This window comes from Burkholderia sp. 22PA0106 (genome assembly GCF_047497155.1).
Lineage (GTDB): Bacteria > Pseudomonadota > Gammaproteobacteria > Burkholderiales > Burkholderiaceae > Burkholderia.
Window position 1 is genome coordinate 2,819,972 of sequence record NZ_CP163162.1, and the last position, 19,247, is coordinate 2,839,218.

The window sequence follows — 19,247 nt, forward strand, 5'->3', positions numbered from 1 at the left end:
TATCGTGCCTTACGAAATGCCTTCGCGCCATCGGTGCATCCCGCAGCGGGCGCGGGCGCGTTGATCCCGCGCAGGCGCCCGCCGCGAGCGCCTACAGCGCGGCCACGACCTTCACGCGACCGTTGCCGCCCTGCGCCGACGCGATCACCTGCCCGTTGACGCGGCGGAACGTCAGCGACACCGTTTCCGTACCCACCCTCAGGTTGTCGAGTTCGAGCCAGTCGATGCCGTCGGGCAGCGTGGGCTGCTCGATCCGCACCTCGCCGCGCGCCGCATCGATGCTCACGCCGAGGCAGGCCTGCAACATCATGAACGGCGAGCCGGCCGCCCAGGCCTGCGGCAGGCAGGCGACCGGGTAGGCGGTCGGCGATTCGCCGCGCCGGCGCGGGAAGCCGCAGAACAGCTCGGGCAGCCGCATGTCGAAGCTGACCGCCGCCTCGAACAGCGCGCGCAGCAGCTCGGTGGCGGCCGTCTTGTTGCCGTAGCGCGCGAAGCCGCGCGCGGCCAGCGCGTTGTCGTGCGGCCAGACCGAACCGTTGTGATAGGCCATCGGATTGAAGCGCGGCTGGCCGGCCGCGAGCGTGCGCACGCCCCAGCCGGTGCGGAACAGCGAGGAATCGAGCGTGCGCGCCACCGATTCGCCGCGGCTCGCCTCGGGCAGACCGAATGCGAGCAGGTGGCCGGCGTTCGACGCCAGCACGCGGCACAGCTCGCCGTGCCCGTCGAGCGCGATCCCGTAGAAGCCGGCTTCCGGCATCCAGTAATGCGTCTCGACCGCCTCGCGCAGCTTGCGGGCGCGTGTGGCGTATTCGGCCGCGCGCTCGGCCTCGCCGCGATGCGTCGAGAACGTCGACATCGCGTCGAACGCCGCGCACGCATAGGCCTGCACCTCGACCAGCGCGATCGGGCCTTCGGGGAAGCGGCCGTCGGCGTGGAACACCGAATCGTGGCTGTCCTTCCAGCCCTGGTTGGCCAGGCCGCGCTCGGACGTCTTCTGGTAGTCGAGCAGGCCGAGCCGGTTGCGGTCGCAGGCGCGCGCCACCCAGCCCGCCGCGCGTTCGAGCGCGGGCCAGAGTTCGTCGATCAGCGCGGTGTCGCCGGTCTGTTCGAGATAGGCGCCGGCCAGCACGACGAACAGCGGCGTGGTGTCCACCCCGCCGTAATACAGCGCGAACGGCACCTCGCCGGTGGCCGCCATCTCGCTGCGGCGGAACTCGTGCATGATCTTGCCCGGCTCGGCGTCGCGAAACGCCGACGTCTCCAGCGCCTGATGCTTGGCGAGAAAACGCAGCACGCCGCGCGCCAGCGACGGCTGCAGCCACAGCATCTGCAACGAGGTGATCACCGCGTCGCGGCCGAACGGCGTGGAAAACCACGGGATGCCGGCATACGGATAGGGGCCGGTGTCGAGCTGGGTGGTCAGCAAGCCGAGATCGGCCTGCGAACGGTCCAGCCAGGCGTTGAACAGCGGATTGCCGGTGCGCACCCGCGCGATGGTGCGGCGGCGCTCGCGCATCTTGCGGTGCACGCCCACCAGCGCGCGGCGCAGGCCGGGCCGGCCGGCCTTGGCCGGCGGCTGCTGCGGCTCGGCCGGTGCGCCGTCGCGCTCGATGCGCGCCTCGACGGTCAGGTAGATCGACACGCAGGCCTGCGCGGCGATCGTCAGCGTGTAATCGGCGCGGTCGGGCATCAGCCGCACCGGGGCCGGCGAGAAGCCGACCCGCACCGTGCGCGTCACGTCGTCGAGGCCGTGGTAGCGCAGCTTGACCTGGCCCGCGTCCACCACCGGCTCGGACACCGTGCCGCGCTGCTCGCGCGGCGTGCCGCGCACCTCGAACATGTCGAGGAAATCGGACGCGAACGAGATCGACAGCGGCACTTCCGCATCCGTCGTGCCGTAGTTGGTCAAGGTCAGCGCTTCGTAAAGCACGTCGTCGGCCAGCACCCGGGTGCGCTCGATGTGGATCACGCCCTCGGGCGTTTCGTGGCCGCCCAGCGGCGGCAGCGGCCGGTTGGTCAGGTGGGCGGTGAACGAGGCGTTGTCGGCGCTGGTCGCGCCCGACAGCAGCGACGGCGCGCGGCCGCCGAAGGTCAGGCGCCAGCCCGACAGCACGCGCATGTCGTCGACGAACAGGCCGTCGTCGAAGCCGGAAATATCGCCGAGCGCGTCGCTGACGACGAACGCATCGCCGGATTTCAGCACATGCTGGCTGCCGCGCACGGGCTTCTGCGAGACGGGTTCGGGCGTGATGAACGGCGGCACGCCGGCCGGATCGGCGGGCGACGCGCCTTGTAGGGCGGAGGAAACGGAGGATGTTGCGACGACGGCCTCGTCGGCCGACGGGGAAGCGGGATGAGCTTGCGTTCCGGGCATTGCGACTCCTGGCTGCTGCGGTCCACGGGGAAACGGGTGCTGGCGACTGCTCGCACCCCGATTCGCCACAGCATAGGCCAGAACGGCCCCGGTTCGCAGTTTCGCGCCAACCCGGTCAGGCGGCGCGAAACGCGTGCCGGATCAGTGATCGAGATCCATCACGAGGCGGCCCATCGCCAGGCCCGCGCCGCGCACCGCGCAACTGAGCGGCTGATCGGCCACGCGCACGGCCAGGCCGGTTTCCTCGGACAAACGGCGATCGAGGTGAGCAAGCAGCGCGCCGCCCCCGGTCAGCACGATGCCGCGATGCGCGACGTCGGTGACCAACTCGGGCGGGGCATTTTCGAGCACGTCCTTCACGGCGCTGACGACCTGGTTGAGCGACACGGCGAGCGCTTCGGCCACGTCGTGATTGGACAGTTCGATGGTGCGCGGCAGGCCGTCTTCCACGCCGCGCCCGACCGCGCGCATCGATTCGCGCGGCACCGAGCCGCTTGCCGAACCGATGTGCTTCTTGACGTGCTCGGCCGTCTGCTCGCCGAGCATGACGTTGTAGATGCCGCGCACGTGATTGATGATGTCGTCGTCGAATTGATCGCCGCCGACGCGAATCGAGTGCTGATACACGGTGCCGCCCAGCGACACCACACCGACTTCGGTGGTGCCGCCGCCGATGTCGACCACCATCGAGCCGACCGCCTCGGTCACGGGCAGGCCCGCGCCGAGCGCGGCCGCGAGCGACTGGTCGATCAGGTTCACGCGCGACGCGCCGGCCGCGCCGGCCGCCTCGCGCAGTGCGCGGCGCTCCACGGCGGTGGCGTTGTACGGCACGCAGACGGTGAATTCCACGCGACGCCCGAACAGCGAGCGCGCATGCGACATGCCGACGAACTGGCGGATCATCTGCTCGGCCGCCGGATAGTGGGCGATCACGCCATGCCGCAACGGCCGCACCGCATGCAGATGCTCGGGCACGCGGCCGATCAGCGCCTTGGCGAGATCGCCCACGGCTTCGACGCGTGCTTTATCTAGATGAGTATCCGATTTACGGAAACACACGACCGACGGCTGATTCAGCACGATGCCGCGTTCCTGCGTGTAAATCAGCGTGCTCGCGGTGCCTGGATCGACCGCGACGTTATTAGAGAAAAGCCTGCCCAGAATGGGTGTCGACATGGATGAGCCTTTACTTGCAGACGTGCCGAAGCTCGTGAATCGCGGCCATACCCGGCATTTCCCCGCGCCGGTTGCTCCGATGGCAGCCTGTGCGCATCGAATGGCGATGCGTCAGCGAGAGGCAGTTTCTACTGTAGGCAATTCGCGGTCAATGGAGAATATTCCGATAATGCAATTATCAATCTGACGCATCGCTTGGGAGTCCGTCCTATTTCGGAATCGATTGACGATTGACGCGCGCAGCAATGCCTGTACCCTCTCGTCTCGCCATTGCGCGTCACGCCGCGCCGCGCCTGGCCAATCCGCTATTCGAACCACGATGAAACACGTCGCCCGATTCCCGTTCCACGGGGCCGTCACCGCTGCCACGCCGATTCGCGCCGTTGCGCCGGCGCGTCAATCCGCCGCTCGAGTTTGGCCGACCACGCTCGGTTCGCGCCTTGCATTCGGTTCGACCGGACTGGCGCTGCTCGCCGCCCTCGCCCTGCTGGCGCCCCGCCCCGCCCTGGCCGTCGAGCCGGCCGTCGCCCCGGCGGCGGCCGAAGCGCCCGTTTCCCACACCTGCGTCGCCACCGGCGGCGAGGCCGGCCGGCCCGCGATCGGCCTGGTGCTGTCGGGTGGCGGCGCGCGCGGCTACGCACACCTCGGCGTGCTGAAGGTGCTGGCGGCACATCGCATTCCAGTCGACTGCATCGCCGCCACCAGCATGGGCGCGGTGGTCGGCGGGCTGTATGCGAGCGGGATGAGCGCCGACGAGATGTCACACCGGCTCGCCAACGTCAATCTGGCCGACATCGCGTTCGACGTGACCGAGCGCGCCGAACTGCCGCAAAAGCGCCGCGAGGACGAGGAGCGCTATATCGGCGGCCTGACGCTCGGCTTCGGGCCGAAGGGCTTCAAGGCCCCGGCCGGGCTGGTGCAGGGCAACCGGCTGCAGGCGCTGCTGGCCGACTGGACGTCGTCGGTGCCGACCAACCAGCCGTTCGACCGGTTGCCGATCCCGTTCCGCGCCGTGGCCACCAACCTGCGCACCGGCCAGATGGTGGTGCTCGACCGCGGCTCGCTGCCGCTCGCGATTCGCGCCAGCATGGCGATGCCGGGCCTGTTCTCGCCCACCGAGATCGACGGCCAGACGCTGGTGGACGGCGGCCTGGTCAGCAACCTGCCGGTCAGCACGGTGCGCAGGATGGGCGCCGACGTGGTGATCGCGATCGACATCGGCTCGCAATTGCGACCGCTCGACGCGCTGGCCTCGCCCGCCGACGTGTTCCAGCAGATGCTCGGCATCCTGATCCGCCAGAACGTCTCGCAGCAACGCGGCGAACTCGGGCCGCGCGACGTGCTGCTGGAGCCTTCGCTCGGCGCGATGAGCTTCACCGATTTCCAGAACGCCAAACAGGCGATCGCGGCCGGCGAGGCGGCCGCCGAGGCCGCGCTGCCGAGGCTCGAACCGTACGCGCTGTCGCCGCAAGCCTATGCGGCCTATCTCGCGCGGCATCGCGCGCCGCCCGAGCAGACGCTGCGCATCACGAAGATCGAAATCCGCACCAGCGGGCCGGTGCCCAAGCGCGTGGTGGCCGATGCGCTGCACGTCAAACCGGGCGATTTCTACGATCCCCAGGCGGTGAGCCGCGACCTGCTGGCGCTGACCACCAGCGGCAATTTCGACACGGTCACGCAGCAGGTGGTCAGCGACGGCGACACCAACACGCTGGTGGTCGACGCGCGCGGCAAGGATTGGGGCCCGAACTTCCTGCTGTTCGGGCTGGGCATGTCGAGCAGTTCGAGCGACGAGGGCGGCTTCCGCTTCCACGTGGGCTATCGCCGGCCCTGGCTGACCGATTCGGGGCTGGAATTCCGCATCGATTCCACGCTCGGCAGCGACCTGCAATCGCTGCACACCGAGCTGCGCCAGCCGTTGTCGAGCCGGCACGGCTTCTATCTGGCGCCCTACGTGGAATTCGAACGCCGCTTCGCGAACCTGTATCTCGACAACTACAAGATCACGCAATACCGGCTGCAGACCGAGCGGCTCGGCATGGATTTCGGCGTGCCGATCGGCCGGCTCGGCGATTTCCGGATCGGCCTGGCCTATGCGCACGGCAATGCGTCGGCCACCTACAACCTGCCGGACGACGTCGACGACGCCGGCCAACTGACGGGCCAAACCTTCCCGTCCCAAAACGGCCACGAACTGACGGCGCGCGCACGCCTCCTGATCGACCAGCTCGACGATCCGATGCTGCCGCGCAAGGGCTATTACGTCGAGCTGCGCGCCGACCGCTCGCTGGTCGCGAGCGACCAGGCGCGCTATACGGAAATCTTCGGCAAGGCGATGATCGCGCAACAGTTCGGACGCCATAGCTTCAGCGCCAGCGTCGAGGGCGGCAACAACTTCGGCACCCCGAGCCCGGTGAACCTGCTGACGTTCACGCTCGGCGGCTTCCAGCATCTGTCGGCCTACGCCGTCGATCAATTGAGCGGCAACGCGCTGGCCTATGGTCAGGTGACCTACATGAACCGCCTGATGACGTTCAACGCGTCGCCGATCAAGGCGTTCTACGTGGGCGCGAGCGCGGAAATCGGCAACGTCTGGGCCAACGAGGATGGCGGCCGCAGCGGGTCGATGAAGCAGAGCTATTCGCTGTTCGGCAGCTTCGTGACCTCGTTCGGCCCGATCTACGTGGGTATCGCGCTGGCGCCGGGCGGGCTGCGCAACCTGTACTTCCAGCTCGGCCGCACCTATTGAGGCGGCACGCCGGGCGAACTCAGCCCGGCCAGCGGATCTCGAAGCGCGCGCCGCCCAGCACGCGCGCGTCGGCCACCACGATGCGGCCGCGATGCGCCTCCAGCACCAGGCGCGTGATGGCCAGGCCGAGGCCGTAGCCAGCCGTGTGGCGGTCGAGCCGCACGAACGCGTCGAAGATCCGCGCGCGCTCGCTGTCCGGCACGCCGTGGCCGTCGTCCTCCACGTAGATCACGATCTCGCCCGGGCCGGCGCCGAGCTTCACGCCGATCAGGATGCGCGACTGCGCGTACTTGCCGGCGTTGCGCAGCAGGTTGCGGATCGCGTACGACATCAGCCGCGTGTCCATGTTCACGCGCAGCTCGCGCGGCACGCCGATGCGCATCTCGATCGTCTTGTCCGGGTCGAGCTGGGCGAGATCGTGCACCTCGGTTTCGAGCCAGCTCGCGAGCAGCGTCGGCTCGGGGATCGATTGCAGCGAACTGTATTCGAGCCGCGCGTAGGTCAGGCTCATGTCGATCAGTTCGTCGAGCTCGGTGACGTCCTGGGCGATGCCGTCGAGCGCATCCTGGCGCTCGGCCTCGCTGCCCGGATCGCGCAGGATCTCGAGCGCGAACCGCACGCGCGCAAGCGGCGTGCGCAATTCGTGGGAGATGCCGTTGGTCAGGTCGCGCTGCGCCGCGATCAGCCGCTCCATGCGCATCGCCAGCGAGTTCAGCATGCGCGCGAGCGGCCCGAGCAGCACGCTGTGCGATTCACGGGCGCGCGTGTGGAAGCGCCCGCCGCTGAAATCGATGGCGCGCTCGCGCACCATCACGAGATCGACCCAGGTGGGCCGCGCCCAGCGCCAGGCGGCCAGCGCGGGCACCACGATCACGAACAGCGCCACCCCGAAGCAGCCGCCCGGCAGCGCGTCGAAGCCGGCCAGCACGCGCGCCGGCGACAGCGTGGACGCCAGCGCCAGCAACGGCACGCCCACCATCAGCAGCACCAGGCTCATCAGATGCAGGTAGGCACGCACATAGAGCCGCGACCAGCTCGGCATGCGGTCGGCGCGCGTGTCGGTCCAGGTGCGGCGAAACCGCAGCCAGCGCCAGCGCAGGTAGCGCAGCGCGGGCAGCCGCGGCTGGCAGGTGGCGCTCGACGCGGGTGCGTCGGCGGGCTTATTCCCAGGCATGCGTGCTGAACTGATAACCCTTGCTGCGGATCGTCTTGATCCGGCGCGGGTGGCTCGCATCGTCCTGCAGCTTGCGGCGCAGCTTGGAGATGCGGCCGTCGATGGTACGGTCGAGGCCGTCGAATTCCATGCCGCGCAATTCGCGCATCAGGTCGTCGCGGCTCACCACCTCGCCCGCCCGGCTGGCCAGCACCCACAGCAGATCGAATTCGGCCGAGGTCAGGTCCGGCGACGAGCCGTCCGGCAGGCGCACCGAGCGGTTGCCGCGATCGATCGAGAAGCCGCCGAACGCGAAGCGGTCCGAACCGTGGGCGGCCTCGGCCGGGCGCTGCGGCGAGCGGCGCAGTTGCGCCTTGATCCGCGCGAGCAGGATGCGCGGCTCGACCGGCTTGCGCACGTAATCGTCGGCGCCGAATTCGAGGCCGAGCAGCTCGTCGTAGGGCTCGTCGCGCGCCGTGACCATCACGATCACGCCGTCGAACTGCTTGCGTGCCTCGCGGCAGATCTCGAAGCCGTCCTTGCCGGGCAGATTGACGTCGAGGATCACCAGGTCCGGCCGCTTCGAGAGGATCGTGGACACGGCCACCTGGCCGTCGAGCACGGTCTCGACCTCGTAGTCGTGCTTGCTCAGATAGCCGCCGATCAGGGTGGACAGGCGAGGGTCGTCTTCGACCAGAAGAATGCGGTGGGGCATGGAGAATCGGCTCGATCGAGGCTGCTGGCAAACCGGCGTGCCGGTTCGTTTTGCAAGGTTCCGGTAAGTACCGGTAATTTCATGAAATATTCCGCATGATACTGCCCTCCGTGACCGCTGATGCATGTTGCCACGCATTTGTACGGAAAATCTCGGCACGTGTGCCAACGGCGTCGCAAAACCGTCGGTTTAACGTCAATTTTCACGCCGATTATCGCGGCCGATGGTCAGCAAACGCTTAACAGGCGCACCACCGCGCGAAGGAGGCGCGGGTTCGTGAGCAGCACATCACGGTTCGCTTTATGGTCCGCTTTACTGTCCGCTTTACGGCCCGCTTCGCATCCCGCCTCGCATCGTCGGCGGCCGCTTCGCCTGTCTGGCCAGCGCACCGCATTGGTGCTTGACGAATCGCCGCGCAAGCGCTTCCATACGGGCTCGCTGAATTTCGCGCGCGAGCGCCGCCAAACGCCGTCATGGATTACCAACCGATACTCGACCGCATCCATTCCGAAATCGCACCGTGGATCGGCGCGGGACGCGTGGCCGATTACATCCCCGAGCTGGCCACGGTGCCGGCCGAGCGCTTCGGCATCGCGATCGTCACGCTCGACGGGCGCACCTACACGGTGGGCGACGCCGACGAGCGCTTCTCGATCCAGAGCATCTCGAAGCTGTTCGCCTGCACGCTGGCGTTCCAGATGCTCGGCGACGAACTCTGGCAGCGCGTGGGCCGCGAGCCGTCGGGCAACGCGTTCAACTCGCTGGTGCAGCTCGAAAGCGAACGCGGCAAGCCGCGCAACCCGTTCATCAATGCGGGCGCGCTGGTGGTGACCGACGTGTTGAGCCGCCGCTTCGTGCGCGCCGAAACCGCGCTGGTGGAATTCATCCGCCGCCTGATCGGCTCGACCGAGATCGACTACGATTCGCGCGTCGCGCAATCGGAATGGCAGCACGCCGAGCGCAATCGCGCGATGGCCTATTTCATGGCGAGCTTCGGCAACATGTGGATGCCGCCCGAAACCGTGGTGGACGCCTATTGCCGCCAATGCGCGATCTCGATGAGCTGCGTGGAGCTGGCGCAGGCCGCGCTGTTCCTGGCCAACGGCGGCGTCGCGCCGGCTACCGGCGAGCGCATCGTCGACGCCAGCTCGGCCAAGCGGCTCTCCGCGCTGATGCTGACCTGCGGCACCTACGACGCGGCCGGCGATTTCGTCTATCGCGTGGGGCTGCCGGCCAAGAGCGGCGTGGGCGGCGGCATCGTCGCGGTGCTGCCGGGCGAGATGGCGGTGTGCGTGTGGTCGCCGGGGCTCGATCCGAACGGCAATTCGCTGGCCGGCGTGCTCGCGCTCGAATGGCTGACGACCTACACCGAGCGCTCGATTTTCTGATTCCGGGCTATCGACCCCGTGGCGAATGCTGACGATTCGCCAACGCCTTCCAGCGTGTTCAGCGCCGCGATGCTTTCCGCCTCGCCGTTTTTTTAACGTCGACAAGCGCGCAGATGCCGGCGATTGAACGCCGGTTCCAAACCGTTCGCACCCCTCACGTTTTCAAGAGCGTCGAGCCGAGCCGCCCGCCACGGGCGAAACAACACGCTCGCGCCTGTCACGAACCTGACTTGCGTGCCACTTAGAGTGGCGGCTCGATTGAATCCCAAAGAGGACATGACTCGTGAACCACTCCTATCGCATCGCGGCGGTAGGCGCGTGCCTGGCCGCCTGTACCGGCCTGCCCGCCTACGCCTACGCAGACGAAACACCCACCGCCGCCGGCTCCTCGGTGACGCTCTACGGCATTCTCGATACCGGTATCGAGTACCTGAACCAGGCCGCCGCTTCCACCACCAACAAAGGTCAGACCAACAGCGTCACGCGCATGACGTCCGGCAACATGTCGGGCTCGCGCTGGGGCATCACCGGCCGCGAGGATCTGGGCGGCGGCTCGCGCGCCTTCTTCCTGCTCGAAAGCGGCATCAACGTGGGCACCGGCACGTCGCTGCAAGGCGGCCGCGAATTCGGCCGGCTCGCCTACGTGGGCATCGCCAACGACACCTACGGCACCGTCGCGCTGGGCCGCCAGGGCGGCCTGTTCCTCGACTGGGTCAGCGAATACAACCCGCTCAAGAACGCGGTGTACGCGATCAAGATGCAGGACCCGGCGTTCTCCGACCGGCTCGACAACACGCTGCGCTACGAGAAGCACTTCGGCGGCCTCTCGGCGATCGCCCAGTACAGCTTCGGCTACGACAACGTCAACTTCGGCTCGCAACCGGCCGGCGACAACCGCTACGCGCGCGTGATCGAGGCCGGCCTGCGCTACAAGCACGGCCCGTTCAGCGCCACGCTGGTGTACGACCAGAAGAACGGCGGCAGCACCAGCCCGACGGCCGCGCACACCGCCAAGGTGGGCGGCAACGAAGGCGACATCGACCGCCGCATCGGCGTGGGCGCGAGCTACAAGATCGCCACCGTGACCACCTACGTCGGCTACCGCTACCTGGATTCGCACGCGGTGCATCTGAGCACGCTGTCGACCTCGCCGGTGGAGGCCAGCAGCCTCTACTGGTTCGGCTCGACCTGGTACGCGCGGCCGAACCTGGCGTTCTCGGGCACCGCGATGTATCAGAACTTCTACGGCAACGCGCGCGACCCGTGGTCGTTCCAGATCGATGCGGACTACTTCCTTTCGAAGCGCACCGACCTGTACCTGAACCTCGGCTACGTGCTGAACCGCAACGGCTCGAACCTCGGCCTGAACGGCTTCGGCACCGACGTGGTGGCGGGCAAGAACCAGTTCGGCCTGATGGCCGGCATCCGCCACAAGTTCTGAAGGAGTGCGCATGAACCCCGGCACGAGCATCTCGATCCACCTGCGCGGATTGCGGCAGCGCTTCGGCGGGCACACCGTTCTGGACGGCATCGACCTGGACGTGCCGGCGGGCACCACGCTGGCGCTGCTCGGCCCGTCGGGCTGCGGCAAGAGCACTCTGCTGAAGCTGCTGGCCGGGCTGCTGCGGCCCGACGAAGGCCGCGTGCTGTTCGGCGGCGAGACCGTCGCCGACCCCGCCACTTGCGCGCCGCCCGAGGCGCGCGACCTCGGCATGGTGTTCCAGGATTACGCGCTGTGGCCGCACCTGACGGTGGCCGGCAACGTGGCGTTCCCGCTCGAAATGCGCGGCGTGCCACGCGCCGAGCGCAGCGAGCGCGTGGCGCTGGCACTCGAACGCGTCGGCCTCGGCGCGTTCGGCGCGCGCCGCCCGTCGGCGCTGTCCGGCGGCCAGCAGCAGCGCGTCGCGCTCGCGCGCGCGATCGTGGCGCGCCCGCGCGTGCTGCTGTTCGACGAGCCGCTTTCCAACCTCGATCCGCAACTGCGCGCCTCGCTGTGCGGCGAGATCCGCGACCTGCTCGCGCAACTCGGCACCACCGCCGTCTACGTCACGCACGATCGCGCGGAAGCCGAAGCGCTGGCGCACACGATCGTCACGCTGGCGCACGGCCGGGTTGCGCAGATCGCCCAAAATTCAAGGAGCCGGTAGTATGCTCACCACGCTTTCCAAGACCGTTCTTACCTTATCGCTGGCCTTCGGGCTGACTCAATCCGTGCACGCTCTCACCGTATATACCGCCGGCCCCGGCAACCTCGCCAAGAAACTCGCGCAAGGCTTCGAACACAAGACCGGCGTCAAGGTCGATCTGTTCCAGGCCACCACCGGCAAGCTGATGGCCCGCGTCGAAGCCGAAGCCGGCAACCCGCACGCCGACGTGCTGATCTCCGCCTCGTGGGACACCGCGCAGGATCTCGACCGCCGCGGCTGGCTGCTGCCCTACACCAGCCCGAACGCGGCGCACGTCTCGCCGATGTTCAAGACCCCGAACTATGTCGCGCAGGGCATCTCGGCGCTCGGCATCGTCTGGAACACCAAAACCGGCAAGCCCGAACCGCACGACTGGAAGGATCTGGCCGCGCCGGCCTACCGCGACCAGGTGAGCACGCCGAACCCGGCACTGTCGGGCGCCTCGCTCGACCTGCTGCTGGGCTTGCAGGATCGTCTCGGCGAAGCGGCCTGGACGCTGTTCGACAGCCTGCACAAGAACGGCATGGTGGTGCTCGGCCCGAACGCGCAGGCAATCAACCCGGTGCTGCAAGGCGCGAAATCGGCCGTGTTCGGCGCGGTGGATTACGTGGCCTACGGCTCGGCCGCCACCGGCGAATCGGTCAAGGTGATCTTCCCGAGCAGCGGCACCGTGATCGCGCCGCGCCCGATGATGATCTTCAAGACCTCGAAGGCGCAGGCCGATGCGCGCGCGTTCGTCGATTACGTGCTGTCCGACGAAGGCCAGCAGATCGTCGCCGCCGCGTACCTGATCCCGGCCCGCGACGACGTCAAATCCACCCGCCCCGGCCTGAAGGATCTGAAGCTGCTGCCGATCGACGACGGCAGCAACAAGACCTCGCGCGCCGAGGTGCTCAAGCGCTTCAACAGCCTGTTCGGCGAACACTGATGGCGACCGTGCTCGCGCGGCGTTCCTCCACGCGGCGCGCACGGCTGTCCGGCCGGGCCGGCCGCGTGGCCGGCTTCGGCGCCCTGCTCGCAGCGCTGCTGTTGCTGGTGGGCCTGCCGGTCGCGTTCGTCGGCCTGCAGGCGATCTTTCCCGCGCTCGGCCAGGGTTCGTTCGCGCATCCGTTCTCGGCCGTCTACGCCACGCTCGACGAATCGACCACCTGGCCGCTGCTAAGCAACACGCTGCGCTTCGGCCTGGCGGTGGCGGGCGGTGCGCTCGCGCTCGGCGTGCCGCTCGGTGCGCTGCGCGGCCTGGTGCGGGTGCCGGGCGCGCGGCTGTGGGATCTGCTGTTCCTCGCGCCGTTCCTGATTCCGCCGTATCTCGGCGCGCTCGGCTGGATGCTGCTGCTGCAACCGCACGGCTATCTGCAACAGTTGGCCGGCTTCGATCTCGGCGGCTTCCTGTTCTCGTTTCCCGGCATCGTCACGGCGATGACGCTGAGCGTGTTCCCGGTGGTCTATTTCTCGGTGTCGCGCGCGATGATGCAGACCGGCGGCCGGCTCGCGCAGGTGGCGCGCGTGTGCGGCGCGAGCCCGTGGCGCGCGTTCGTGCGCGTGACGCTGCCGCTGGCCGCACCCGCCATCGCCGCGAGCGCGCTGCTGGCGTTCACGATGGCGATCGAGGAGTTCGGCATTCCGTCGGCGCTCGGCGCGCGTGCCAACTTCAGCCTGCTGGTCACGTCGATCGAGGCGCGCTTCTCCGACTGGCCGATCGACCTGCCCGGCGCGGCCGTGCTGTCGGCGCTGCTGGCGGTCACGGCGATGACGGCGTTCGTCGCGCAGCGCCGCCTGCTCGCGGGCCGCGATTTCGACACGCAAACCGGCAAGCCGGTCGCCGTCGAGCCGGCCGAGGCGGGCCGCTGGCGCGCGCCGATCGTGCTGCTGTTCGCCGTCGTGGCGCTCGGCACCACGGTCGCGCCGATCGCCACCATCATCGCCACGGCGTTCCTGCGCACGCTGTCGGGCGGCCTCGGCGTCGCCAACCTGACGCTCGCGCACTTCGGCGCGCTCGCCTCGGGCGGCGACGGCGCGAGTGCGCTGGGCACCAGCCTCGCGCTGGCGGCCGGCACCGCGCTCGTCACCGGCGTGCTCGGCTTCCTCGCGGCGTGGGTGGTGGTCAAGACCCGCACGCCGGGCCGTGCGGCGCTCGACGGCCTGACGCTGCTGCCGCACGCGATGCCCGGCATCGTGATCGGCGTGGGCCTGATCCTCGCCTGGAACCTGCCGTTCTGGCCGCTCACGCCGTACAACACCTGGGTGATCCTGCTGCTCTCGTATGCGTGCCTGCTGCTGCCCTACCCGGTGCGCTACGCGAGCGCGGCGTTGCGGCAGATCGGCGGCAGCCTGGAGGCGGCCGCGCGCGTGCATGGCGCATCGCAAGGGCGCGTGCTGCTGCGCATCGTGCTGCCGCTGGTCGCGCCGCCGCTGGCCGCCTCGATGATGATCGTGTTCGCGGTGGCCTCGCGCGAGCTGGTGACCTCGCTGCTGCTCGCGCCGAGCGGCGTGCAAACCGCCTCGGTGTTCATCTGGCAGCAGTTCGAGCAAGGCTCGATCGGCGACGGCATGGCGATGGGCACCTTGATGCTCGCGATCAGCGGCGTGCTGCTCGGGCTCGCTTCGCGCTGGACCAGGAAGCTCGATACGCTGCACTGACGTAAAAAACCGCGCCTGGCATGCTGCATCTGCAACACGCCAGGCGCGGAAGTCGGAGTCTTGCTTCGGCTACGCCTTATTGGCCGCTACAGAACGACGGCTGGTATTGATACACCCAGGCGGTCTTGGTCGAGCTGGGCGACTGCACCCAGTTCGTCATGCCCTGGATCGTGTTGAAGATCAGTTGCGAGCGCGACGTGACCTTGTCGGTGAACACGCCGTTGTCGTTCACGTCGACCTCGAACGAAATCTCGGCCAGCGCCGGCGTGCTCGAACCGTTCGCATACCACACCGTCATCGTGAAATCGGCGTCTTCCTGGCCGAGATCGCTGGTCGGGCCGTCGAACGTCAGCTCGTGGATCGACAGGCCGCCGACCGGCACCAGCGCCGTGCTGGCGATGCTGTCGAAGGTCTTGGTGGTGGGGAACAGATCCTTGATGTCGCTGACCTTGTTGATGTTCTTCGAGCTGGACAGCGGCTCGCTGGTCGAGTGCGAGAAGGTTTCCTTCGCGGGCGGCGTGATGTCGTCCTCGAGCTTCGAGGTGGCCTTCGACGAGCTGCCGGTCACGTCGGTGTTGGCCGAGGTGCTCTGATTGGCCGAGCCGAACTTCAGCTCGATATCGAGGCTGCCGCTTTCGTTGCGCTCGCGCATCGAGTAGCCGGCCGTGCGCACGGCGCAACTGTTCGCCGTGTCGAAATACTGCACGGTGCGGTTGTGGTCCGCGGCAAACGACTTCTTCACGGTGCTGTCGAAGCCGTTGGCGGCCAGCGAGGCCTCGAGGTCGGTAAGGAAGCGGTTCGCCGCGTCGGCCGGCGCGCTTTGGAACGCAACCGGGTTCAGCAGGACCTTGTATTCGCGGCTGCCGACGCTCGGCGTGCCGGCATGGGCGAACTGCGACGCGGCGAACAACGCCAGCGCCGCCGCATGATGCAATCTGATCTTTGTCATTTCGGTGCTCATGAGTGGATGGATACGACGCTTCGCCGTGCGGCGAAGCCCCATCAAGTTAGCTATCCGAAATGACGTGGCGGTGAAGCGGATGTGTCGGTTGATCGCGCGGTGCGCGCGCGATCCCGGCGCATGAACGAATCGCGCCAGGACCTTGCGCGCGGCGGCATGTCAGGCGCTGACGAACGGCTCGCGCGCACCGGGCGCCGTGGCCGCCATCGCCGGGCGCGCCGCCCACGGTTCGAGCCATGCGCCGAGTGCGGCGCGCGTGTCGCGCCATTGGCGGCCGTAGCGGAAATCCACGTAATCGAGCGCCACCGCCACGGCGATCTGCGTGCCGGAAGGAATGCCGCCCGGGTCGGGCGTCAGTTCGCCGAGCCGCGCGGCCAGCACGTCGAGCGCGCGCTCGATTCGCGCTTCGAGCCTGGCGAGGTAGGCCGGCTCCTGGCGCGGCAGGTCGCGCACCGATTCCACGCGGCGCGCGAGCACCGCTTCCATGAGGCCGTCGGCCAGGCCCAGCATCGACAGCGCGGCCGCATCGCCGGTCCGCACCAGCGGTGCTTGCGCATGCAACGAATCGAGGTGGATCAGGATCGCCATGCTGTCGTACAGCCCGGCGGTTTCCGACAGCACCAGGGCCGGGATCTGCCAGAGCGGATTGAACGGCGCGAGCACCTCGGGCGACTTCATGTCGACGAACACCTCGCGCACCGCGAGATGGCGCTCGCAGGCGGCCACCACCACCTTGCGGCCGAACGGCGAGGTGGCGTCGGTCATGATCTTCAGCATCTGGTTTTCTCCTGACAGGGGGTTATGCCGCGCCGGCTTCGAGCGCCACGCGGCGAATCGCGTCGATCGCATCGTGACGCCGGGCCCAAGGCACGAACACGTGATCGTGGTAATAGCCCGACATCACGTTGGCGCTGATGCCGTCGTGTGCGAGCGCGGTGGCGATGGTCGCGATGAAACCGACCGCTTCGAGCGACGAATGAATCTGCAGCGTGATCTTCGCCCATTCGCCGAGGTGGACGAGGCCATCGCGGCGCGCGCTGTCGAGCGGCAGGATCAGCGTGCGCCCTTCGCGCTCGTCGAACGTGCAGATGCAATCGGCCGGCGTGTCGTGCCCACCACGCGCGTCGCGCGCCACCGTGCAGAACGTGTAGATTGCCTCGTCGAGCGCCGGATCGATGCCGGTCAGCAGTTGTTGCAGGTCGGTCTGGCCGACGCGGGGGGCAGGCATGTCGAAAGGCTCCATCCAGGGTGGCGCTCGCCGGCGCGGCCCGACATGATGCATCGAAATGCAAAGGATTGCCGAAGGCGGCGGCGTTGCGGCGAGGCGCGCACCGTGCCATGCTGGCCGCCGCGATCACGCCGCCCACACCACACCGATCATTCCGGGGATCAGACCCATCAGCCGATTCGAATCGCGCCAGGCCGCGCTGGCCACGCTGGCCGTCTTGCTGGCCGGCGGCCTCGCCGCCACGGCAGCGCTGGCCGCGCCCCCCGTCATGAGCTACCGCGTGGACGCCAACACCACGGCCACGCTCAAGCGCATCGACAGCACCCATGTACGCGTGCGGCTCTCGCCCGGCAACGTCTCGCAAACTCTTGCGCTCGATGGCGATCTGGGCGACGGCGACGGAGCATTCGACTACGCGCTCGGCGATTACAACTTCGACGGCCATCGCGATGTGGCCGTCATCGTCATGCAAGGCATGGTGAACGAGGCGTATCAGGTCTATCTGTACGATCCGGCCGCCCACCGCTTCACGCCGTTGCACGCGCCATCGGGCAATGCACGGCAAGGCAGTTGCGGCGACCTGACGAATCTCGAGGCGAAGCCGGCCGAGCGCACGCTCTACAGTTCCTGCCGCAGTGGCCCGGTGTGGTACAGCGACGCCTACCGCTATCGCGCCGACGGCACGCTGTACCTCTATCAAAGCAGCCAGGATTTGCCGATCGGCTTGCAGACGTCGATCGTGGAGGGTGCGGCGGCGGACGGCGGCCCCGCGTCGGTACGCCTGACCTACGACGAGCACGGCAAGGTGGTCGGCAGCCAGCCCCAGGCGTATGGCGGCGGCGAAGTGGGCATCAAGGTGGCCGTGCCGAAGCTGCCGCTGCACGACAGCCCGCACGACGGCCCGACGCGCCGCTACGTGGTGCAGGACGACGCGCTCGACCTGATCGGCGCCAGCGCCGACGCGGCGTGGTTGCAGGTTCGCTTCCACAACCCGCGCGCGGGCCGCATCGAAGGCTGGATCAAGAGCGACGACGCGATTCCGGCCGATCAGAAATAAGGCATGAACGCGGCGCGCCCTAGCGCGCCGCCGCCACCCGATACGGCGTGGGCCGCCCGGCCGCCTGCCACAGCGCGATGGCGCGCGCCACGCTCGCATCGACCTCGTCGAGCGAGATGGGCTGGTAATCGCGGTTGAGCAGGTAGCAATGCCAGACGCCGTCGGCATCGCGCACCGATAGCGGCAGAATGGCCGAGCCGCGCATCAGCGGGCTGACCGCTTCGTGCAGATCGCGGAAATTCGGCCGGGTGGTGTCGATCACGGTGACTTCGCCGTTCTCGAGATCGCGGCAGATCGCATCCACATCTACCGGGTCCGCATGGAAATCGATTTTCATGGCTCCGCCCGGCTACACAGGTCAATCTACCAGTGTAGGCGCTGAATCGCGCCAGGCAAGCCCGACGCGATACGGACGCGCGATCAGTGGCCGCCGTTCACCGGGTTGCCGTGATCGTCGGTGTCGAAGCTCTGCGACTGGAACGCGAGGAACACGGCGAGCCAAGTGCCGTCGGGATAGCGCAGCATCAGGCAGCCATCCTGGTAAACACCGTTGTCCTTACGATAGGAACCCGAATTGCCCTGGTTCATGTGGATATCGTGAATGCCCTGGCCCGGCACGAACTTGAAATACTGGTCGGGCTTGGTTTCCGGCCCCCACTTCGAGCCGAACGCGAACACTTCCGAGCCGGCCTGATCCATCGCCTTGACCACCGCGCTTTCGAGGCGGTCCTTCAGGTCGTTGCTCTGGCCCGGCTGGTCGGGCGGCACCGGCACCATCGCCGAGGTATCCACCAGCCCGCTGCGCACGAAGTCGATCGCGAGGCCGCCCGGCTGGCTGGCCAGCTTCGTGAAGCCGGTGGCGGCGGCCGTCAGTTGCGAGGTCAGCGCATCGGGCAGCGTGGTGCGCGACTCGAACAGCACGGTGGACGGCGCATGCGGCGCCGACGATTTCACGTTCACGGCAATGCGGAACACCTCGTCGCCGGCGTGTACGAGGATCTGGTAGTGATCGTCGTCCGCATCGCGAAGATGTCCGGCAACGGTGCCTTTCAGCAAACCATAGTTCAGTGACATGGGGGATCCTGTCGTCAGTGGTCGGTGGGTTAGCGGATTCTGCCGCTTGCGACTGACAGTTTTGCGACACCCGAGTTGCATGCCAGGCGATGCTTGCGCGCGCATCGATTCGCTTTTCGCGGGAAATCGGTAAGCACTACCTCGCATCGAATAAATATCGGAAATTATCGGCATTCCACATCGATCGCTGCGCGCGGTAACGTTCTCGACCGCACACTTGATCGCCAAGCTTGCAATCAGCTTCACATTCCTGCCAAAAACAAAGCCTACAGTCGGCAACGGATTCAGGCCCTGTCCTCGCAAAGCGGAACCGTCCGGCCGGCGCGTTCCCTCCGTTTCCATCGCTGTCCCTGAGATCACAACAACCATGGCTCGCCTTTCGATCATCGGCACTTCATGGCTCGGCGCCGCGCTGCTGTGTGCGACGCTGCTGCTCGCCGCCTGCGGCGGCAACGACGACTCACCGCACACCGCGCCGTCCAGCGGCGCGGGCGCCGCCGCCTGCTCGACCCGTCACTGCGCGCCGGCTCCCTGAGCCGCCCCGCC

At 68.0% G+C, this 19,247-nt stretch carries 17 protein-coding genes; 8 read left to right on the forward strand and 9 right to left on the reverse strand.

Annotated features, from left to right (window positions below; genetic code table 11):
* Positions 1-91: 91 nt before the first annotated feature.
* Both AB4850_RS12140 and AB4850_RS12145 read right to left on the reverse strand, forming a co-directional pair.
* Positions 92-2,374 carry a glycogen debranching N-terminal domain-containing protein gene (locus tag AB4850_RS12140; RefSeq protein ID WP_414440049.1) on the reverse strand — a complete coding sequence of 761 codons (2,283 nt, stop codon included), beginning with the start codon at positions 2,372-2,374 and terminating at the stop codon, positions 92-94.
* A 141-nt stretch (positions 2,375-2,515) separates the two neighbouring features.
* Complete coding sequence (locus AB4850_RS12145; RefSeq protein WP_414440050.1) at positions 2,516-3,550, reverse strand: rod shape-determining protein; 1,035 nt, start codon at positions 3,548-3,550, stop codon at positions 2,516-2,518.
* 319 nt (positions 3,551-3,869) lie between these two features.
* On the opposite strand from AB4850_RS12145, the gene AB4850_RS12150 reads away from it, so the two are divergent.
* Positions 3,870-6,299 carry a patatin-like phospholipase family protein gene (locus tag AB4850_RS12150; protein WP_414440051.1) on the forward strand — a complete coding sequence of 810 codons (2,430 nt, stop codon included), beginning with the start codon at positions 3,870-3,872 and terminating at the stop codon, positions 6,297-6,299.
* Between the two features lie 19 nt (positions 6,300-6,318).
* Here the strand turns inward: AB4850_RS12150 and AB4850_RS12155 are convergent, their stop codons facing one another.
* Both AB4850_RS12155 and AB4850_RS12160 read right to left on the reverse strand, forming a co-directional pair.
* Complete coding sequence (locus tag AB4850_RS12155) at positions 6,319-7,473, reverse strand: ATP-binding protein (protein WP_414440052.1); 1,155 nt, start codon at positions 7,471-7,473, stop codon at positions 6,319-6,321.
* Positions 7,460-8,167, reverse strand: a complete 708-nt coding sequence (locus AB4850_RS12160) for a response regulator (protein WP_414440053.1) — start codon at positions 8,165-8,167, stop codon at positions 7,460-7,462. Before AB4850_RS12160 ends, AB4850_RS12155 begins: the two co-directional genes overlap by 14 nt.
* Before the next feature lie 473 nt (positions 8,168-8,640).
* Here AB4850_RS12160 and AB4850_RS12165 point away from each other — a divergent pair, with 473 nt between their 5' ends.
* The 5 genes from AB4850_RS12165 (at position 8,641) to AB4850_RS12185 (ending at position 14,381) form a co-directional block, all read left to right on the forward strand.
* Positions 8,641-9,555, forward strand: a complete 915-nt coding sequence (locus AB4850_RS12165) for a glutaminase (protein WP_414440054.1) — start codon at positions 8,641-8,643, stop codon at positions 9,553-9,555.
* Between the two features lie 283 nt (positions 9,556-9,838).
* Complete coding sequence (locus AB4850_RS12170) at positions 9,839-10,996, forward strand: porin (protein WP_414440055.1); 1,158 nt, start codon at positions 9,839-9,841, stop codon at positions 10,994-10,996.
* Between the two features lie 10 nt (positions 10,997-11,006).
* Positions 11,007-11,702: an ABC transporter ATP-binding protein gene (locus tag AB4850_RS12175; protein WP_414440056.1), complete on the forward strand. Its 696-nt coding sequence runs from the start codon at positions 11,007-11,009 to the stop codon at positions 11,700-11,702.
* Positions 11,703-11,766: 64 nt separating this feature from the next.
* On the forward strand, positions 11,767-12,669 hold the full coding sequence (locus tag AB4850_RS12180) for an ABC transporter substrate-binding protein (RefSeq protein ID WP_414440057.1): 903 nt from the start codon (positions 11,767-11,769) through the stop codon (positions 12,667-12,669).
* Positions 12,669-14,381 carry an ABC transporter permease gene (locus AB4850_RS12185; protein ID WP_414440058.1) on the forward strand — a complete coding sequence of 571 codons (1,713 nt, stop codon included), beginning with the start codon at positions 12,669-12,671 and terminating at the stop codon, positions 14,379-14,381. Before AB4850_RS12180 ends, AB4850_RS12185 begins: the two co-directional genes overlap by 1 nt.
* Positions 14,382-14,457: 76 nt before the next feature.
* Here AB4850_RS12185 and AB4850_RS12190 read toward each other — a convergent pair whose 3' ends face one another.
* The 3 genes from AB4850_RS12190 to AB4850_RS12200 form a co-directional block, all read right to left on the reverse strand.
* Positions 14,458-15,330: a hypothetical protein gene (locus tag AB4850_RS12190; protein WP_414440059.1), complete on the reverse strand. Its 873-nt coding sequence runs from the start codon at positions 15,328-15,330 to the stop codon at positions 14,458-14,460.
* A gap of 171 nt (positions 15,331-15,501) precedes the next feature.
* Positions 15,502-16,119, reverse strand: coding sequence for a glutathione S-transferase family protein (locus AB4850_RS12195; RefSeq protein WP_414440060.1), 618 nt, complete (start codon positions 16,117-16,119; stop codon positions 15,502-15,504).
* Between the two features lie 22 nt (positions 16,120-16,141).
* A complete protein-coding gene (locus AB4850_RS12200; protein ID WP_414440061.1) occupies positions 16,142-16,570 on the reverse strand; it encodes an ACT domain-containing protein in 429 nt (142 codons plus the stop codon).
* A gap of 58 nt (positions 16,571-16,628) precedes the next feature.
* Here AB4850_RS12200 and AB4850_RS12205 point away from each other — a divergent pair, with 58 nt between their 5' ends.
* Positions 16,629-17,627 carry an FG-GAP repeat protein gene (locus AB4850_RS12205; RefSeq protein ID WP_414440062.1) on the forward strand — a complete coding sequence of 333 codons (999 nt, stop codon included), beginning with the start codon at positions 16,629-16,631 and terminating at the stop codon, positions 17,625-17,627.
* Between the two features lie 19 nt (positions 17,628-17,646).
* Here AB4850_RS12205 and AB4850_RS12210 read toward each other — a convergent pair whose 3' ends face one another.
* Positions 17,647-17,964, reverse strand: coding sequence for a hypothetical protein (locus AB4850_RS12210; protein WP_414440063.1), 318 nt, complete (start codon positions 17,962-17,964; stop codon positions 17,647-17,649).
* 83 nt (positions 17,965-18,047) lie between these two features.
* On the reverse strand, positions 18,048-18,701 hold the full coding sequence (locus AB4850_RS12215) for a DUF2278 family protein (RefSeq protein ID WP_414440064.1): 654 nt from the start codon (positions 18,699-18,701) through the stop codon (positions 18,048-18,050).
* Between the two features lie 367 nt (positions 18,702-19,068).
* Between AB4850_RS12215 and AB4850_RS12220 the strand changes: the two genes are divergently transcribed.
* On the forward strand, positions 19,069-19,236 hold the full coding sequence (locus AB4850_RS12220) for a hypothetical protein (RefSeq protein WP_414440065.1): 168 nt from the start codon (positions 19,069-19,071) through the stop codon (positions 19,234-19,236).
* Positions 19,237-19,247 lie beyond the last annotated feature (11 nt).

Bases quoted from the DNA above. Each gene is read 5' to 3' on its own strand.
- AB4850_RS12140 (WP_414440049.1), bottom strand. From the start codon at position 2,374: ATGCCCGGAACGCAAGCTCATCCCGCTTCCCCGTCGGCCGACGAGGCC.
- AB4850_RS12145 (WP_414440050.1), bottom strand. From the start codon at position 3,550: ATGTCGACACCCATTCTGGGCAGGCTTTTCTCTAATAACGTCGCGGTC.
- AB4850_RS12150 (WP_414440051.1), top strand. From the start codon at position 3,870: ATGAAACACGTCGCCCGATTCCCGTTCCACGGGGCCGTCACCGCTGCC.
- AB4850_RS12155 (WP_414440052.1), bottom strand. From the start codon at position 7,473: ATGCCTGGGAATAAGCCCGCCGACGCACCCGCGTCGAGCGCCACCTGC.
- AB4850_RS12160 (WP_414440053.1), bottom strand. From the start codon at position 8,167: ATGCCCCACCGCATTCTTCTGGTCGAAGACGACCCTCGCCTGTCCACC.
- AB4850_RS12165 (WP_414440054.1), top strand. From the start codon at position 8,641: ATGGATTACCAACCGATACTCGACCGCATCCATTCCGAAATCGCACCG.
- AB4850_RS12175 (WP_414440056.1), top strand. From the start codon at position 11,007: ATGAACCCCGGCACGAGCATCTCGATCCACCTGCGCGGATTGCGGCAG.
- AB4850_RS12185 (WP_414440058.1), top strand. From the start codon at position 12,669: ATGGCGACCGTGCTCGCGCGGCGTTCCTCCACGCGGCGCGCACGGCTG.
- AB4850_RS12190 (WP_414440059.1), bottom strand. From the start codon at position 15,330: ATGACAAAGATCAGATTGCATCATGCGGCGGCGCTGGCGTTGTTCGCC.
- AB4850_RS12195 (WP_414440060.1), bottom strand. From the start codon at position 16,119: ATGCTGAAGATCATGACCGACGCCACCTCGCCGTTCGGCCGCAAGGTG.
- AB4850_RS12200 (WP_414440061.1), bottom strand. From the start codon at position 16,570: ATGCCTGCCCCCCGCGTCGGCCAGACCGACCTGCAACAACTGCTGACC.
- AB4850_RS12205 (WP_414440062.1), top strand. From the start codon at position 16,629: ATGCAAAGGATTGCCGAAGGCGGCGGCGTTGCGGCGAGGCGCGCACCG.
- AB4850_RS12210 (WP_414440063.1), bottom strand. From the start codon at position 17,964: ATGAAAATCGATTTCCATGCGGACCCGGTAGATGTGGATGCGATCTGC.
- AB4850_RS12215 (WP_414440064.1), bottom strand. From the start codon at position 18,701: ATGTCACTGAACTATGGTTTGCTGAAAGGCACCGTTGCCGGACATCTT.
- AB4850_RS12220 (WP_414440065.1), top strand. From the start codon at position 19,069: ATGGCTCGCCTTTCGATCATCGGCACTTCATGGCTCGGCGCCGCGCTG.